Annotated in this window: 16 protein-coding genes; 8 read left to right on the forward strand and 8 right to left on the reverse strand. The window is 71.5% G+C overall.

Annotated features, from left to right (window positions below; translation table 11 throughout):
* The first annotated feature begins 23 nt into the window (after positions 1–23).
* Complete coding sequence (locus IF27_RS04510; RefSeq protein ID WP_052848016.1) at positions 24–563, forward strand: ArsR/SmtB family transcription factor; 540 nt, start codon at positions 24–26, stop codon at positions 561–563.
* A 17-nt stretch (positions 564–580) separates the two neighbouring features.
* Positions 581–1,858: an MFS transporter gene (locus tag IF27_RS04515; protein WP_052848017.1), complete on the forward strand. Its 1,278-nt coding sequence runs from the start codon at positions 581–583 to the stop codon at positions 1,856–1,858.
* Positions 1,859–1,862: 4 nt separating this feature from the next.
* On the opposite strand, the gene IF27_RS04520 is transcribed toward IF27_RS04515, so the two are convergent.
* From IF27_RS04520 to IF27_RS04530, 3 genes are all read right to left on the reverse strand, one after another.
* Positions 1,863–3,335, reverse strand: coding sequence for an MFS transporter (locus IF27_RS04520; protein ID WP_052848018.1), 1,473 nt, complete (start codon positions 3,333–3,335; stop codon positions 1,863–1,865).
* 263 nt (positions 3,336–3,598) lie between these two features.
* Positions 3,599–4,156: a GNAT family N-acetyltransferase gene (locus tag IF27_RS04525; RefSeq protein ID WP_052848019.1), complete on the reverse strand. Its 558-nt coding sequence runs from the start codon at positions 4,154–4,156 to the stop codon at positions 3,599–3,601.
* A 115-nt stretch (positions 4,157–4,271) separates the two neighbouring features.
* Positions 4,272–5,519, reverse strand: coding sequence for a glycoside hydrolase family 71/99 protein (locus tag IF27_RS04530; protein ID WP_052848020.1), 1,248 nt, complete (start codon positions 5,517–5,519; stop codon positions 4,272–4,274).
* Positions 5,520–5,765: 246 nt separating this feature from the next.
* Here IF27_RS04530 and IF27_RS04535 point away from each other — a divergent pair, with 246 nt between their 5' ends.
* On the forward strand, positions 5,766–6,350 hold the full coding sequence (locus IF27_RS04535) for a hypothetical protein (RefSeq protein ID WP_052848021.1): 585 nt from the start codon (positions 5,766–5,768) through the stop codon (positions 6,348–6,350).
* A 46-nt stretch (positions 6,351–6,396) separates the two neighbouring features.
* Here the strand turns inward: IF27_RS04535 and IF27_RS04540 are convergent, their stop codons facing one another.
* Entirely contained in the window at positions 6,397–7,734 is a 1,338-nt protein-coding gene (locus tag IF27_RS04540) for a hypothetical protein (RefSeq protein ID WP_223290916.1), read from the reverse strand.
* Between the two features lie 150 nt (positions 7,735–7,884).
* The gene (gene glgX / locus IF27_RS04545) at positions 7,885–10,092 is read right to left on the reverse strand and encodes a glycogen debranching protein GlgX (RefSeq protein WP_420821983.1); all 2,208 of its coding nucleotides are present in this window, start codon (positions 10,090–10,092) and stop codon (positions 7,885–7,887) included.
* Between the two features lie 248 nt (positions 10,093–10,340).
* Here glgX and IF27_RS04550 point away from each other — a divergent pair, with 248 nt between their 5' ends.
* On the forward strand, positions 10,341–11,555 hold the full coding sequence (locus tag IF27_RS04550; protein ID WP_052848023.1) for a L,D-transpeptidase: 1,215 nt from the start codon (positions 10,341–10,343) through the stop codon (positions 11,553–11,555).
* A gap of 56 nt (positions 11,556–11,611) precedes the next feature.
* Here IF27_RS04550 and IF27_RS04555 read toward each other — a convergent pair whose 3' ends face one another.
* Both IF27_RS04555 and IF27_RS30850 read right to left on the reverse strand, forming a co-directional pair.
* Entirely contained in the window at positions 11,612–12,040 is a 429-nt protein-coding gene (locus tag IF27_RS04555) for a hypothetical protein (RefSeq protein ID WP_190232809.1), read from the reverse strand.
* A gap of 253 nt (positions 12,041–12,293) precedes the next feature.
* Positions 12,294–12,446, reverse strand: coding sequence for a hypothetical protein (locus IF27_RS30850; protein WP_190232810.1), 153 nt, complete (start codon positions 12,444–12,446; stop codon positions 12,294–12,296).
* A gap of 260 nt (positions 12,447–12,706) precedes the next feature.
* Between IF27_RS30850 and IF27_RS04560 the strand changes: the two genes are divergently transcribed.
* From IF27_RS04560 to IF27_RS04570, 4 genes are all read left to right on the forward strand, one after another.
* A complete protein-coding gene (locus IF27_RS04560) occupies positions 12,707–13,570 on the forward strand; it encodes a helix-turn-helix domain-containing protein (RefSeq protein WP_110945606.1) in 864 nt (287 codons plus the stop codon).
* Entirely contained in the window at positions 13,557–13,757 is a 201-nt protein-coding gene (locus IF27_RS29945; RefSeq protein ID WP_110945546.1) for a DUF397 domain-containing protein, read from the forward strand. Before IF27_RS04560 ends, IF27_RS29945 begins: the two co-directional genes overlap by 14 nt.
* Positions 13,758–13,901: 144 nt before the next feature.
* Positions 13,902–14,096 carry a DUF397 domain-containing protein gene (locus tag IF27_RS04565; protein ID WP_052848025.1) on the forward strand — a complete coding sequence of 65 codons (195 nt, stop codon included), beginning with the start codon at positions 13,902–13,904 and terminating at the stop codon, positions 14,094–14,096.
* Positions 14,097–14,368: 272 nt separating this feature from the next.
* Positions 14,369–14,815, forward strand: a complete 447-nt coding sequence (locus tag IF27_RS04570) for an ATP-binding protein (protein WP_052848415.1) — start codon at positions 14,369–14,371, stop codon at positions 14,813–14,815.
* A gap of 90 nt (positions 14,816–14,905) precedes the next feature.
* On the opposite strand, the gene IF27_RS04575 is transcribed toward IF27_RS04570, so the two are convergent.
* Positions 14,906–15,217, reverse strand: a complete 312-nt coding sequence (locus tag IF27_RS04575; RefSeq protein WP_052848416.1) for a hypothetical protein — start codon at positions 15,215–15,217, stop codon at positions 14,906–14,908.
* Positions 15,218–15,257 lie beyond the last annotated feature (40 nt).

The raw sequence follows: 15,257 nt of genomic DNA on the forward strand, positions 1-15,257 counted from the left end.
AAGAATCGTTGACCATTGCTCGCGTGCCTACCGACGACCTCCCCGAGACGTTCCACGTCACCACGGACGAGCAGCTGCGCGCCGTCTCCAACCTCACCCGCCACCGGATCATGGCCGTGCTCCGCTTCGAGCCCGCGACGATCACACAGATCGCCGACCGTCTCGGCCTCGCGAAGGGGAGTTCCAGCTATCACGTGCGGCTCCTGGAGCGGGCCGGGCTCGTCAAGGTCGTGCGGACGCGGAAGGTCAGGGGCGTCACCGAGCGGTACTACGCCATGGCCGCGCGCTCGATCGAGCTGCCCGACCCGGGCGAGGGAGGCCCTGACGTGCTGATGCGCCACGCGGTGGCGGACCTGGAGGCGTCGCCCGTGGACGGCCAGCGGCACGTACGGATGGCGCATCTGCGGCTCACCGACGAGCAGTTCGCGCAGCTGGGGGCACGTCTCGAGGCCCTGGCGGACGAGTACCGGGAGCTGTCCGACCCCTCACTGCCCGACGCGTCGTTCGTCTTCGCGCTCTTCCACCCGGCGGCGGGCGAGCGCGGCGAGGGGGACGCCAAGTGACCTCGGAAACACGGCAGTTGCCGTCCGGGTTCGGACGGCTGTGGACCGCTCAGACCATCTCCTCGCTCGGCGACGGGGTGTCGCACGCCGCGCTGCCGCTGCTCGCGCTGACGTTGACGCGCGACCCGATGGCGCTCGCCGTCGTCACGGCCGCCGGAACGCTGCCGTGGCTGCTCTTCGGAGTGCTCGGCGGCGCGCTGGTGGACCGCTGGGACCGCCGCCGCACGATGTGGGTCGCGGACGCGGCCCGCGCGGCGCTGCTCGCGATACCGGTGGCGGCGGCCGTGCTCGACGTGCTGAGCATTCCGCTGCTCGCGGCCGTCGCCTTCCTGCTCGGCCTCGGCGGGCTCTTCTTCGACACGGCCGCCACGGCCTACCTGCCGGAACTGCTCCGCCGCGACCCCGTACTCCTGGAACGCGCCAACACCCGCCTGCGCGGCGCCCAGACCGCCATGTCCGGCTTCGCCGGGCCGCCCGCGGGCAGTGCGCTGCTCGCGCTCGGGCGGGCGGTCCCGCTGCTGGCGGACGCGGTGTCGTTCCTGCTGTCCGCGCTGCTCGTCCGCTCGCTGCCCGCGATGCCCCGCCCGGCGCCCGAGGTCCGCGCGTCACTGCTGCGGCAGGCGCGGGCCGGGGCCTCGTACGTCTTCCGGGACCGGCTGCTGCTCGGGCTCGCGCTCCGCCCCGCGGTCGGGAACATCGCCTTCCTCGCCGTCGAGACCGTCCTCGCCCTCTTCGCGCACGACCGCCTCGGCATCGGCGCCTTCGGCTTCGGCCTGCTCCTCACGGCGGAGGCCACCGGCGGCCTGCTCGGCGCGGGCATCGCCTCACGCCTCGGCCGACGGCTCGGCACGGGCACCGCGCTGACCTGCACGGCCGCCGTCGAAGGGCTGGCCATCCTGGGCCTGGCCACCGCCACGAACCCGTACGTGGCCGGGCTGGCGCTCGCCGTCTGCGGGGCGGGCATGGGCGCCACGATGGTGCTCGCCCCCTCCCTGCGGCAGGCGATCGTCCCGGCCCACCTGATGGGCCGGGTCACCTCCACCTCCCGCATGCTCGCCATGTGCGCCGCGCCCGTCGGCGCCTTCCTCGGCGGCTGGCTGGCCACCGCACACGGCATCCGCACTCCGCTCTACGCCGCGGGGTTCCTGCTCCTCGCGATGACGGCCGTCACGGCGTCCATGACGAGCAACCGCCGGGTCGAGGCGGCCCTGCGCGCCGCCGCCCCGACCGGCGGCCCCGGACACGAGGCGCCGAGCGCCGCCTCCTCCGGGGCCGCCGCGTCGCCGCGTGGCTGAGCACTCAGGCGGCGGCGGGCTCCCGCTCGCGGGCGGTGCCGTCCTCCAGGGCCCCGGCCTCCTTGCCCGTGCCCACGGCGGTGAACACGATGAGCATCGAGACGAGGGCCGCCCCGGCGCAGATCATCCACACCACGCGGTAGGCGTGTTCCGTGGGCACGACCGTGCCGACGATCGTCAGCGACGTCATGATGGCGCCGAACGAGGCGGACGCCGTGCTGCCGCCGACGCTCTTGACCGTGTTGAACAGGCCGGTCGCGATCCCCGAGGAGGTACGGGCCGCGCGCTCGGCGAGGATCATCGGCATCGCGCCGGTCGAGATCCCCGTGCCGTAGTAGGCGATGGACACGGCCAGGACCGCCTGCCACAGCGACGCGTGCCACACGACGAGGGTCAGGTATCCGGCGACGAGGAGCACGTAACCGCAGTACAGCGTCTGTTTGTGGCCGAGCGACCGGCTCAGGTACGGCACGGACAGCGCGCCGACGACGGCCATGACGCCCGGCGGCACGAGGGCCAGCGCCAGGCCCGTCACGTCGAGCCCGAAGCCGTAGCCGACCTCCTCGGGTGTCGCCAGGAAGGTGCTGACGGCGGTCTGCGCGCCGTAGAAGGTGACGCCCATCGTGAGGCTGGCGACGTAGAAGGGGGCGACGTTGCGCCGGGAGGCGACCCGTAGGTCCACCATCGGGTCGGTGATGCGCAGCTCCAGCAGGGCCCAGCCCGTGAGGATCACGACGGCACCGGCCAGACAGCCGAGCGTCGGGGTGGAGGTCCAGCCCCAGTCGCCGCCCTCGCCGACGAACAGCAGCAGGCAGGCGAGGCCGAGGCTGAGGAGGACGGCGCCCCACCAGTCGGGCCGCACGTGCGCCCGGTTGAGGGATTCGGGGACCATCGTGAACAGCACGACGAGCGTCAGCACGAACATGACGACGGGTATCCACAGCACGGCGATGACGTTGTCCGTCATCGAGCTGATCTGCGCGGCGGCCAGGGTGCCGAGCACCGAGCCGCCGGTGAGGGCCGCCATGACCATGGACACGCCCGACCGCAGCCGCTCGGGGGCGGCCCGGTCGCGGATGATGCCGACGGACAGCGCCGTGTAGGCGGCGACGGGCCCGGCGAGCGCGCGGCCGACGAGGAAGACGAGGTAGTTCGGCGCGACGGCGCACAGCAGCGAGCCCAGCAGCGCCAGGACCACGCCGAGGCGCAGGATGCGGCGGTGGCCGTAGATGTCCCCGAGGCGCGCCAGGACGGGGACGGACATCCCGGCCGCGAGCAGCTGGACGGCGTGCACCCAGGTCAGCTCGCCCGCGGACTGGTGGAAGAGTTCCCCGAGGCCGCCGACGGCGGTGGGCATGACACCGAGCAGGATGCCCTCGGCGAGGTTCGCGCTCGCCAGCGCGACGATCATCAGGGTGTCGGCGCGTCTGCTGGACGCGCCGGCTGCGGGCGGCGACGAAGTGCCGATGGGCTGCACAGCTTCCTCCGGGTTGGGATCAGATCCACGTCGAACTGAACGCCCGGTGCGGCCGTGGCCCCCGCCCCGGCACCGGATCGCCCTAGTAACCCGGATGTTTCCCAGAGCGTCAATAATTTTCTTTGTGCGTAACGAGCAGGCGGCTTATTACGCATGGCGAAAGTTTTTGACTGTGTCAGAAACGGATCGTAGCGTGGCACGGGCGGCGGACGGGCGTGCCGAACGTCCCGAGGCGTCGTCCGGATGACGGAGGGGGCCGGTCCCTACGGGCGCGCGGGCGCGGCGTCCCATTCGCGGCGGAGCATGGCGTAGACGGCCAGGTCCACCCGCTCGCCCTTGAGCATCTCGGCCTCCACGAGGAACGCCTCGCGGCGCATGCCGATCCGCTCCATGAGCCGCATGGAGGGGTGGTTGGCGCCGTTGCACAGGCCGACCACGCGGTGGAAGCCGTACGTCTCGAACGCGATGCGCAGCACGGCGCGCGCCGCCTCGGCGGCGTAGCCCCGGCCGCCGTGGTCCGGGTTCATGACGAAGCCGATCTCGGCGCGGCCCAGTTCCTCGGACAGCCACACGAGGTTCAGGTCGCCGATCACACGGCCGGTGGCGCGCAGTTCGACCGCGACGGCGAGGTTGTCGCCCTCGGCGCCCAGCCCGGTCTGCGTGACGCGGACGGCGAGGGCGTCGCGCGTCTCCTGCCGGGTGCGCGCCTCCCAGCGCAGGTGGCGGGCCACGTCGGGGCGGCGCTGGATGGCGTGGAGGTCGTCGAGGTCACGCTCGGCGAAGGACCGCAGGACGAGGCGTTCGGTGATGACGGGGTCCATGGGCACACCGGTCCGTGGTCGTTCGCACGCTGGTCGGGCCGGTGCATGCTAACAGCGGCGCAACGACCCGCCCGGGGCGGTGGGGCGCCCCGGACGGGTGGGAGGTGCGGTGTGCTCAGAGCATGGTCGGCGTGGGGCGGGTCGCCGTGAGGGGGATCTCGCCCTTCAGCATCCGGCCGCCGTCGCCCGTGAGGCGCAGGTAGTAGTCGGACGAGCAGGGCGTGCCGTCCTCGTCGAGCGCCCAGAAGCCGGCACCGGCCGGGACCTGCGCGGAGGTCTCGGCGGTCTTGGCGATCTGGTTGCCCTCGTTGTACTCGTCGAACATCGAGATGTAGATGCCCTGCACCCCGACGCGGCACATGTTGTAGAACTGGCGCCACATGAAGTCGCCGTGCGCGCGGTCGCGGTCCTGGAGGTTGCCCGGCAGGACGCACGGCTGGTAGTCCACGCCGTTCTCGTTGCACCACGCCTGGTCGGGCAGGTTGACGTTCTGGTAGAAGTTGTCGGCGCCCGCGATGTCGCCGATGCGGCCGACCATCCACGGCGAGAGCATGTCGAGCGCGCGCCAGACCGAGTCGTAGCCGGGGCGGGCGTCCTCGATGCCGCGGCGCCAGTGGGTGGGGACGCCGCCCATGACGTAGGTGCCCTGGTCCTTGAACCAGTTGACGACGTCGAGGCAGACGTCGGCGGGCCAGGTCTTGTTGGGCTCGTTGAAGCCGAGGCCCCAGATACCGACGACCGGCTTGCCGTTCTGCATGGCGTAGGCGGGCGACGAGGTGTACTGGCTCATCTTCTCGAGCCAGTCCGCCTTCGTCTCCGGCTGCATGTTCACCCAGGCCGTGACGTCGTACATGATGTAGAACTTCACGCCGTGCCGCTCCGCCGCGTCGCGGACGCGCGGGACCATCGAGTCCCGGATCGGGCCCTCGCCGCCGTTGGGGTTGAAGCGCTGGAGCGCGGCGGTGTCGATGTTGTTCTCCGCCATCCACCGGAAGTGCGTGTCGATGGTCTGGAGATCGTGCGAGGAGAACAGGTTCGCCGCGCCGCCCCCGCCCAGGTTGGGGTAGGCACTGGGGTAGACGTTGGTGTAGTCGCTGACGTCGGGCCAGCTGATGATGGCGGTGTTGGACGGCGACGGCGGCTGGCCCCAGTTGTTCGACCAGTGCCACCAGTTGCCGTTCATGGGCGAACCGTCGCCCGCGCAGGCGAACCAGCCCTGGTACCCGACGGTGATCTTGCCGACGACGTCGCCCGGAGGGCTCGCGGCTGCGGCCGAACTGGCGGCGGTGACCGAGGGGAGCGCGGCGGCGACGGGGGCCGCTGCGAGGGCCGTGCCGACGAATGCACGGCGGGATATGGGCATGCTAGACCTCTCAGTGTGGGGGAGCTGTTACGGTCTGCGAGCCGCAGCGTAATCAGATCGTCATGGAAGCGCAATAATTGGCGCGAGATCCGGAAGAAATTGACGAGGGATCAGCTCCCCGGCGCTCTTGGCGACGCGCGTAGAGGTACGGCACCATGCTGCGTGCACCGACTGCACGGCCCACCCCACAGGCACGACCGGCCCTGCCGTCCGGCGGGCCGGCCATCAGCAGGAGGGTCCCCTCACATGAGTGCCACATCCGCCCCCACCGCCTCCCCCACGGCACGCCGCGGGCGCGTCGCGGCCACGCTCGCCGCGCTCGCGCTGGCCGCCACCGCCCTGTTCGCCGGTTCAGGCACGGCGACGGCCGCCCCGGCGGACGCCCCGACGACGGCCGCCGACGGCGGGTTCGCGCCCGCCGTCACCAAGATCACCCACGCGCGGGCGACGGACATGTTCCGCGCGTCCGGCATCACCTGGTCGTCGTCCGGCGGCTGTTCGAACCGCAACGTCCCGACGTGCACCTCGTTCGACCAGCTGAACCTGGAGTCGGCGCAGGGCGCCCAGACGCTCAGGTCGGCCAGCGGCTGCGCCCTCAACATCACCGGCGGCACCGAGACCGGCCACGCGGGCGGCACGTACAGCCACTGGAACGGCTACAAGCTCGACTTCGGCCTGAGCAGCTGCCTCACCAACTACGTGACCGGCGTCTTCACCTACATCGGGCAGCGCAGCGACGGCGCCGCGCTCTACCAGTCGGGTTCAGGCAACGTCTACGCCCGTGAGGGCAACCACTGGGACGTGACGTACTACAACTGCGGCGGCTGCTGAGCCGCCCCGCACGGGGCCGCGCCGACCGGCGCGGCCCCACCGCGTCTCAGGGCCGCTTGAGATCGGCCAGCCGCCCCTGCCCGATCACGCAGTCGCGGAACTCGTGCCACGGCTGGCTGCCCTCCCAGCGGAAGAAGGCGTTCGCGCCGCTCGCGGACGTCTCGTCCATGATGCGGCAGCCGTCGTAGAGCACCTTGCCCTCGGTCGTCGCGGCGGCCGACGTGACCACCTTGTGGTACCCGAGCAGCGTGCAGTCCGTGTAACGGACCATCGGGCCACGGCCGTTGAAGCGGTAGAGGTGGGAGTTCGCCTCGTCGGCCCAGGGCCGGTACGAGTGGGCGGAGTCGTCGCAGGACAGGAACGTGACGTGGCCGCGGTCCCAACTGCTGTCGATCACCTTGTGGCCCGCGCCGCGCAGCTCGAAGCGGATTCCGGCCGCGTACAGGCGCCTGACCGAGTCGGCGCGGCTCGGGGCGTCGCCGGTCAGCTGGAAGAACGTGCCGGACGCCCCCTCGCCGGTGAGGATGTACGAGCCGCCGGTGAAGTTCATCGAGCCGCCGCGCCGGTTCTTCACGAAGACGCCCGAGGTGTACTCGACCTTGCAGTCGCGGAACCAGTAGTTGAGGAACTGGTCCTGCTGCGCGACGGCCGGGGTCATCCCGATGACGAGGAAGGCGTCCGTGTAGGTGCCCGAGACCTGGCAGTGGTCCCAGCCCATCTCGCTGTTGAGGTTCGACGCCGGGTCCGGGCCGTCGAGCCCGATGCCGCGCTTCCACGAGCCCCGCCACTCGACGTCGGTGTACCAGGTGTCCTGCACGCCGTGGGTGGCGGAGGAGTAGGCGTAGTTGAAGCTGGACGTGGGGTTGGTGCTGCTGAACGTGAGGCCGCTGACGCGGATGTTCTTGTACCGCTGGTTGTTGGTCCACAGCGTCGTGTCGTTCGCGGTGGGCGCGTACGTGATGCGCGACAGCCGCTTGCCGTAGCCGGTGATGGCGATGCCGTCCACGATGCCGCCGCCCCCGTTGCCGTTGACGTTCGGCAGCAGCGAGTCGGGCTGCGTCAGCAGGTAGGTGCCCGGCGGGATCAGGATCGTCTTCTTCGGGATGGCGCCGGATATCGGGCCGGGCTGGAACGAGGCGAGCACCTCGGCCGCCGCCGCGCGGAACGCGGCGTCGCTGGCGCGCGCGCCGGTCGGGTCGGCGCCCTTGGCGACGACGTCCACGGCGTACGCGCTCGTGTCGGCCGCCGACGCCTGGCCGCCGAGCGCCAGCCCGCCCGCGACACCGCCCGCACCCGCCGCGCCGACGAGCAGCGCGCGCCGCCCGGGGTTGCCGACCCCTTCGGCGCGGTGTCGGGCCTGCGGTCTCTCCGGTCCTCCGGACATGCGCAACTCCTCCTGCTGACGCGTGACATGGCCCCCCGACGCCGGGCCCCCTGCCACGGCGGAACCGGAGCCTATCCCGCGGTACCCGCCCCCCGACCAGGTGTTTCGTGCAGGAGGCACCCACAGGAAACACCCGGCGGGCGGGGGGCGTCAGGCCGTGGCCGGGGGCACCGCGCGCAGCAGGAGGACGGAGCGTGGCCGCAGTTCCAGGACGCTGCCCGACGGGTGGAGCGTGCCGGGCGCCGACTCCTGGTCCTCCAGCGCGGTGTCCACGAGCAGTTCGTACCCGTCGGCCCACGGCGGCCCCGGCAGCGGGAAGCGCAGGGGCTCGTCTCCCGCGTGCAGGAGCACGAGGAAGCTGTCGTCCACGACGGGACGGCCCCGCGCGTCGCGCTGCGGGATGTCGCGGCCCGACAGGAACATGCCCAGGGTGCGGCCGGGCGCGTACCAGTCCTGCTCGGTCATCTCGGTGCCGTCGCCCGCGAACCAGCCGAGATCCCTTATCCCCTCGGGCCCCTGGCGGCGGCCGGAGAAGAAGGCGCGGCGGCGCAGGACGGGGTGCTCGCGGCGGGTGCGGATGAGGCGGCGCGTCAGGTCGAGGAGCGGGCGCCAGTCGGGGTCGGAGACGAGGTCCCAGTCCATCCAGCCGAGGGTGTTGTCCTGGCAGTAGCCGTTGTTGTTGCCGCCCTGGGTGCGGCCCGTCTCGTCACCGGCGACGATCATCGGGACGCCGGTGGACAGCAGCAGGGTCGTCAGCATGTTGCGCAGCTGGCGGCGGCGCAGGGCGTTGATCTCGGGGTCGTCGGTCTCGCCCTCGGCGCCGCAGTTCCACGAGCGGTTGTCGTCGCTGCCGTCGCGGTTGTCCTCGCCGTTGGCCTCGTTGTGCTTGCGCTCGTAGGAGACGAGGTCGCGCAGGGTGAAGCCGTCGTGCGCGGTGATGAAGTTGACGGACGCGTAGGGGCGACGGCCGCCCCAGGCGTACAGGTCGCTCGAACCGGAGAGGCGGTAGCCGAGGTCGCGGACGTCGGGCAGGGCGCCGCGCCAGTAGTCGCGGACGGTGTCGCGGTAGCGGTCGTTCCACTCCGTCCACAGCGGGGGGAACGCGCCGACCTGGTAGCCGCCCGTGCCGACGTCCCATGGTTCCGCGATGAGCTTGACGCGGCGCAGCACCGGGTCCTGGGCGATGACGGCGAGGAACGGCGAGAGCATGTCCACGTCGTGGAAGGAGCGGGCGAGGGCGGCGGCGAGGTCGAAGCGGAAGCCGTCCACGCCCATCTCCTGCACCCAGTAGCGCAGGGAGTCGGTGATGAGGCGCAGGACCTGGGGCTGCACGACGTGCAGGGTGTTGCCGCAGCCGGTGTAGTCGGCGTAGCGGCGGGGGTCGTCGGTGAGGCGGTAGTAGCCGGGGTTGGCGATGCCGCGCAGGGAGAGGGTGGGGCCGAACTCGTTCGCCTCGGCCGTGTGGTTGTAGACGACGTCGAGGATGACTTCGAGACCGGCCTGGTGGAGGGCGCGGACCATGCTCTTGAACTCGCCGACCTGCTGGCCCCGGCTGCCGGACGCGCTGTAGGCGGCGTGCGGCGCGAAGTAGCCGATGGAGTTGTAGCCCCAGTAGTTGTGCATGCGGCGGCGCAGGAGGTGGTCCTCGTGCGCGAACTGGTGGACGGGCAGCAACTCGACGGCGGTGACGCCGAGACTGGTGAGGTGTTCGATGGCGGCCGGGTGGCCGAGCCCCGCGTAGGTGCCGCGCAGTTCGGGCGGGATGCCGGGGTGGCGCATGGTGAAGCCGCGGACGTGCAGTTCGTAGATCACGGAGTCGGCCCAGGAGGTGCCCGGCCTGATGTCGTGCGCCCAGGACTCGGTGTCGTGGACGACGACGCCCTTGGGCACGAACGGGGCGGAGTCGCGCTCGTCGCGGACGGTGTCGGCCAGTTCCTGCTTGGGCCAGTCCCTGACGTGGCCGTAGACCTCGGGCGGGAGCGGCCCGTCCGTGGCGTAGTCGCCGTCCACGGCGCGGGCGTAGGGGTCGAGGAGGAGTTTCGCGGCGTTCCAGCGGGCGCCGCTCGGGGGGTCCCAGCGTCCGTGGACGCGGTAGCCGTACCGCTGCCCGGGGCGGACGCCGGGCAGGAAGCCGTGCCAGATCTCGTGCGTCAGCTCCTCCAGGGCGCAGCGGGTCTCCTCGCCGCTGTCGTCGAAGAGGCAGACCTCGACGGCTTCCGCGCCGCCCGCCCACAGGGCGAAGTTGGTGCCTTCCACGCCGTCTGGTCCTGCGTGGAATCGGGCGCCGAGCGGCTGGGGGCCGCCGGGCCAGACCTCGGTCCTCACGCGCTCCGGTGCCTGTGACACGCGCCCTCCCAGGAGTCTTCTTCGCTTGATGCTTCCCGCCGACGGGCCTTCGCTCACGCGCCGAGGCCCATGACATGACCGTGGGTCACAGGTGACAGGAATGTGACATTTTGTCACGACCCCGCCAGGAGGGTCGGGTGACGCCGCCCTGACTGCAGCAGAACAGTGACGTTTTCCCCGCAGCCCCACCCGTAGCGGTGTGATTACCTGGCCGCAAAAGTGGCGCGGGATGCCCGCGCGGGAATAGGGGAGAGCCGGACGTGGCGAGAAGTTCGGGGCGGGGGCGGCGCGGTGGCGCGGCCGTGGCGCTGCTGGGGGCACTGGCGCTGACGCTGGCGGGGTGCAGCGGGTCGGGCGGCGCGGAGCGGGATCCCCGTGAACCGGCCGCCGTGGAGGAGCCGGAGGCGCCGCCGGTGCGGATCGCGATCGCGCCGGGCGACGGCGCGCAGGACGTGGCCACCTGGGGGGAGCTGGCCGTGTCGGCGCGGGACGGCGTCCTGACGGGGGTGACGGTCACCGGTCCTGACGGTGAGGAGGTCCCCGGCGAGCTGTCGGCGGACGGCACCGGCTGGGAGCCGGACGAGCACCTGGCCAACGACGCCCGCTACACCGTCACGGCGGCCGGGGAGAACGGCGAGGGAGCGGCGGCGGAGGCGACGGCCGCGTTCGAGACGGTGGCGGCCGACGCCACGTTCGGCACCGAGTGGAACGTCCCCGACGGCGCCGAGGTCGGCGTCGGCATGGAGCTGTCGGTGACCTTCGACGAGCCGATCGAGGACACGGCCGCCGTGCGGGACGCCATCCGCGTCACGGCAGACTCGGGCGTCGAGGTGCGCGGGCACTGGTTCGGCACGCAGCGGCTCGACTTCAGGCCGGAGAAGTACTGGGCGCCCGGCACGGAGGTGAGCGTCGCGTTCCGGCTGCGCGGCGTGGAGGGCGCCCCCGGCGTGTACGGGACGCTGCGCGAGGACGTGGCCTTCACGATCGGCCGCGCCCAGGTGAGCACGGTGGACGTGGACACGCTGACGATGGAGGTCGTGCGCGACGGGGAGCTGCTGCGGACGCTCCCGGTCACCACGGGCGCGGCCGAGACCCCGACCTGGAACGGCCGGATGGTCGTCACCGAGAAGCTGGTCGAGACCCGCATGGACGGCTCGACGGTCGGCTTCGAGGGCGAGTACGACATCGAGGACGTGCCGCACGCGATGCGGCTGTCCACCTCGGGCACGTTCATCCACGGCAACTACTGGGCGCCGCCCTCGACGTTCGGCTCGACCAACGCCAGCCACGGCTGCGTGGGCCTGGAGGACGAGCAGGGCGCGGACGACCCGGACACGCCCGGCGCCTGGTTCTTCGCGCAGTCGATGGTCGGGGACGTCGTCGAGGTGATCAACTCGGCCGACGACGTGATCGCGCCCGACAACGGCCTGAACGGCTGGAACATGGACTGGGACGAGTGGGGCGCCGGGCAGTGACCGCCCGGCGGTGAACGGCGGGCGGCCGGGTGGCCGTTCCGCCGTCCACGCCCTCCTCACGGCGTGAGTCGGCCCGGTCCGTTCCGTCCGGCCGGGTCCGCACGCCGGACGAGCGCCCACAGGGCGTCCACGGCGGCGTCCGCCTCGGTGCGGCAGGCGGCCCGTTCGGCGACCGGTACCCGGTCGTCGGCCGCGCGCGCCAGTGCGGGGAACAGGCGGTCGCTCACCGCGCGCAGTTCCGGTCCTCCGTCGCCGAGTGCGGCGAGCCGCGCGACGAGGCTGCCGGGGAGGAGACGCGGCCAGTAGTGGGCCTCGCCCCAACTGGTCCACGGATGCGCGGCGAGCGGTACGACCCGGGCGGTGGCGCGGCACGCCTGGCAGGCATGATGCGTCCACCCGGGCCCCGACCCCCCGACGACGGTCGCCACCGGCACGAGCGCCCCGTCCGTGGCCTCGCAGTACATGCAACGCGGAACGAGACTCACGCCCCCGCCTCCCCACACTCCGGCGCACCGGGCGCGGCGTTCATGTACGGGCTGACGGTGGTCATCGGGGCCTGCCTTCCGGAGTGCGGTCGAAGGAGCTGGGACGGCCGCGACGCGAACGCATGGCCGAGCTGTAGCAAGGTCGGGGGAATCCGGCGACGCGAGAAAAGTCGTCCGGAGGCAGCGGCACGGTGGCGGCCCGACGGCCGGTGGACGTGCCGCCGCGCCTGCGGCGGACCACTCATCCTTCGCCTCACATCCCTTTCAGAAGCTTGAGATGCGCCGCGATCGCCGCGTTCAACTCCGCGCATCTGGCGGCGAGTTCGGCGACCTCTTTCGACGGCTGTGTCTCGTCAGAAGCCTCGGGACCATCAGAGGGCTGATCTTCGGGGGGTGGTGTGCTCATGGCGTGCTCCGCGATGTCCCGGAGCGACCTCCGGAACTGGTGTCCGACAGGACCAAGCGTGATCGAATAGGCACGCTCGGCGACGTATGATCACCCTGACGGCGCAATCAGTCCTGGTGCAATGGGTCGGATGGGGATTTCGCCCTTGTTGACTGCGACGTGTTGACCGCCGTTGCGGAACGGTGTTTTCGGAGCCTCCGTTTGGACGGCGCCGGGTATTCCACAACTGATGGAGGGGTGAGCGCGTGGTCGAGGAACACATGACGGGATCGACCGTCCCACGCAGGCAGTTGGGCCGGTATTTGCGGGACCTGCGGATGCAGGCCAGCATCACGGTGCGGGCGGCGGCCCGGGAGTTGGAGTGGTCGGAACAGAAGATCTGGCGCATCGAGACCGGGCAGGTGGCGATGCGGGTGCTGGACGTCCGCGCCATGTGCGAGATGTACGGCGCGCCGAACGATCTGACCGAGGCGCTGAAGAGCCTCGCCCGCGAGACGAAGGCACGCGGCTGGTGGCACGCGTACGGCGACGCACTGCCGGAGTGGTTCGACCTCTATGTCGGGCTGGAAGAAGCGGCATCCGAACTTCGCTGGTACGAGAACAAGCTCATCCCCGGACTTCTCCAGACGACGGACTATGCGGCGGAGATCATCCGTACGCACAGTCCGTCGCTCTCGGAATCCGAGGTGGAGCGTCGGGTTCATCTGCGAATGGATCGCCAGTCCATCCTGATGCGACCTGTGTCGGCACCGACGCTTCGGATAGTGCTGGCGGAGTGCGTGCTGCGCCAGCTTGTCGGCGCGCCCAAGGTGATGGCCACGCAGCTGGCCCACCTCGCGTACGTCTCGGCGAATCAGAACGTGAACCTGCGTGTTGTACCTTTCGACGTGAGTAACCCGGGAGTGCTCAGCGGTGCGTTCACCGTCCTTCAGTTCCCTGAAGGACGGATGGCGGAGCCCCCGACCGTCTACGTAGAGGGCTTTACGGGCGGCTTGTACCTGGATAAACCTGATGAGGTCAGGCGGTTCGAGGCCGCTTTCCAGAAGATCTGGGATGCGGCAGTGGACGATCAGGCATCGCAGCGCCTGATCGCTGAGGCGGCGAGGAGCTATGAGCAGCAGTAAGGGCGTGCGTTGGCGCGTGTCGAGCTACAGCAACGGTGAGGGTCAGTGCGTGGAGGTGGCGCGTTGTGCTACCGCTGTGGGCGCGCGCGACACGAAGGACACCGGTCACGGCCCTGAGTTGTGGACCAGCTGTGAGAGTTGGGCTGCGTTCGTCGGTTCGGTGCGGCGGGGCAGTCTCGAAGGTTGATCGCACGAGATGAGACGCCCCCGGTCCAGCCCTGTGCCGGTGCCGGGGGCGCCGTCTCGTCCGGATCTCGCCGTTCCTGCCGCTGGCTGCTGGGCAGGTACCCGCAGACGGTTCATGACGCGCCGAGGGAATGCGGGGAGACCCATGTGCATCACGTCGGCATGGCGGAAGTCCACCTACAGCAATGGTCAGGGCGAGTGTGCTGAGGTGGCGCGGGTCGCGTCTGCCGTGGGCACGCGCGACACGAAGGACGCCGGGCACGGCCCCGAGGTGTGGGTTTCGGCGACCACCTGGGCCGCGTTCGTCGGTTCGGTGCGTCGGGGTGGTCTCGACGCCTGACCGCATCAAGGGTTCCACGCCCCTCGCGTCGGACCGGCGTGTGAGAGCACCGGGTCCGTGCGTGGTCGGTTCGCGACGGACGACCGGGCGTACGACCCCTCAACTGACCGGCAGGTGACGGGCGGTGCGGACGGGGCGGACGGGAACGCGGGCCCTCGCCGAGGGCATATGCGGGCCGTCACAGCGGCATCCGTCACCCCTCGGGGCACCGTCCGCCTCCGATACCCCGGAAGCGACCACGCGTCCGGCATATGCACGCCATGATGGGGCGCATGACGACAATGGCGGACGCCAGGGACATCAGGAACGCGGCGTTCTCGGCCGACGAGGACCCGTCCGCCGGAGAGGTGATCCTGCCGTCCCTGCCCGAGTCCGCCGGTCGCGCCAGGCGGCTCACGCGGCGGCTGCTCGGGGTCCGCTGGCTGCTGCCGCCCGACCTGACGGACAGCGCCGTGCTCCTCGTCTCGGAACTCGTCGGGAACGCCGTCCGGCACGCGGGCGCGCCCTCGTTCGGCCTGCGTATCCGCCGCCGCAGGGGCTGGATCCGCGTCGAGGTCAGCGACCCGTCGCGCACCCTGCCCTGCCTGCTGCCCGTCCGGGATCTGGACGTCAGCGGCCGGGGCCTCTTCCTTGTGGACCACCTGTCGGACCGCTGGGGCGTCGATCTGCTGGCGGACGGCAAGGCCACCTGGTTCGAGATGCGCGTCCCGCTCCCCTGAGCCCACCTAACTGAGCCCACCCACCTGAGTCCCTGACCCCCCGGGCCCCCGGGCCCCGGCGCCGCTCCCCCACTCCCCCGCTCGCCCGGGTCAGCGACGGCCGCCCGCGAGCCCCCGTGAGGCACGGCGACGCCGGTCGTTGCACAGCAGGCACCTCCCCCAGCCCGGCGGCAGCGGATCGTCCTTGTCCCCGTGGAGCGGGTCGATCGCGCCGCGCGGATGCTCGCGGCAGCCGGTGCCCACCGGCCCGTCGCTCAGCGACTGCGCCGCCCCGAGCGCACGACGCAGCGCGTCCACCAGCGCCTCGGCCTGCGCCCCCGCCGGGACGTCCTCCTCGAAGGCGATGTCGGACGCCGTCCGCAGGGCCGCCTGGAGTTCCCTTACCTCGCTTCGCTGACTCATGCCCGCCAGCGTAGGCGGCACCACCGACAACGGCGCCGGG

It is taken from the genome of Streptomyces avicenniae (genome assembly GCF_000719135.1).
Taxonomy (GTDB): Bacteria; Actinomycetota; Actinomycetes; order Streptomycetales; family Streptomycetaceae; genus Streptomyces; species Streptomyces avicenniae.

Excerpts from the sequence above, each read along its gene's own strand:
- IF27_RS04525 (WP_052848019.1), bottom strand. The coding sequence starts at position 4,156 with ATGGACCCCGTCATCACCGAACGCCTCGTCCTGCGGTCCTTCGCCGAG.
- IF27_RS04530 (WP_052848020.1), bottom strand. The coding sequence starts at position 5,519 with ATGCCCATATCCCGCCGTGCATTCGTCGGCACGGCCCTCGCAGCGGCC.
- IF27_RS04535 (WP_052848021.1), top strand. The coding sequence starts at position 5,766 with ATGAGTGCCACATCCGCCCCCACCGCCTCCCCCACGGCACGCCGCGGG.
- IF27_RS04540 (WP_223290916.1), bottom strand. The coding sequence starts at position 7,734 with ATGTCCGGAGGACCGGAGAGACCGCAGGCCCGACACCGCGCCGAAGGG.
- IF27_RS30850 (WP_190232810.1), bottom strand. The coding sequence starts at position 12,446 with ATGAGCACACCACCCCCCGAAGATCAGCCCTCTGATGGTCCCGAGGCT.
- IF27_RS04560 (WP_110945606.1), top strand. The coding sequence starts at position 12,707 with ATGACGGGATCGACCGTCCCACGCAGGCAGTTGGGCCGGTATTTGCGG.
- IF27_RS29945 (WP_110945546.1), top strand. The coding sequence starts at position 13,557 with ATGAGCAGCAGTAAGGGCGTGCGTTGGCGCGTGTCGAGCTACAGCAAC.
- IF27_RS04565 (WP_052848025.1), top strand. The coding sequence starts at position 13,902 with ATGTGCATCACGTCGGCATGGCGGAAGTCCACCTACAGCAATGGTCAG.
- IF27_RS04570 (WP_052848415.1), top strand. The coding sequence starts at position 14,369 with ATGACGACAATGGCGGACGCCAGGGACATCAGGAACGCGGCGTTCTCG.
- IF27_RS04575 (WP_052848416.1), bottom strand. The coding sequence starts at position 15,217 with ATGAGTCAGCGAAGCGAGGTAAGGGAACTCCAGGCGGCCCTGCGGACG.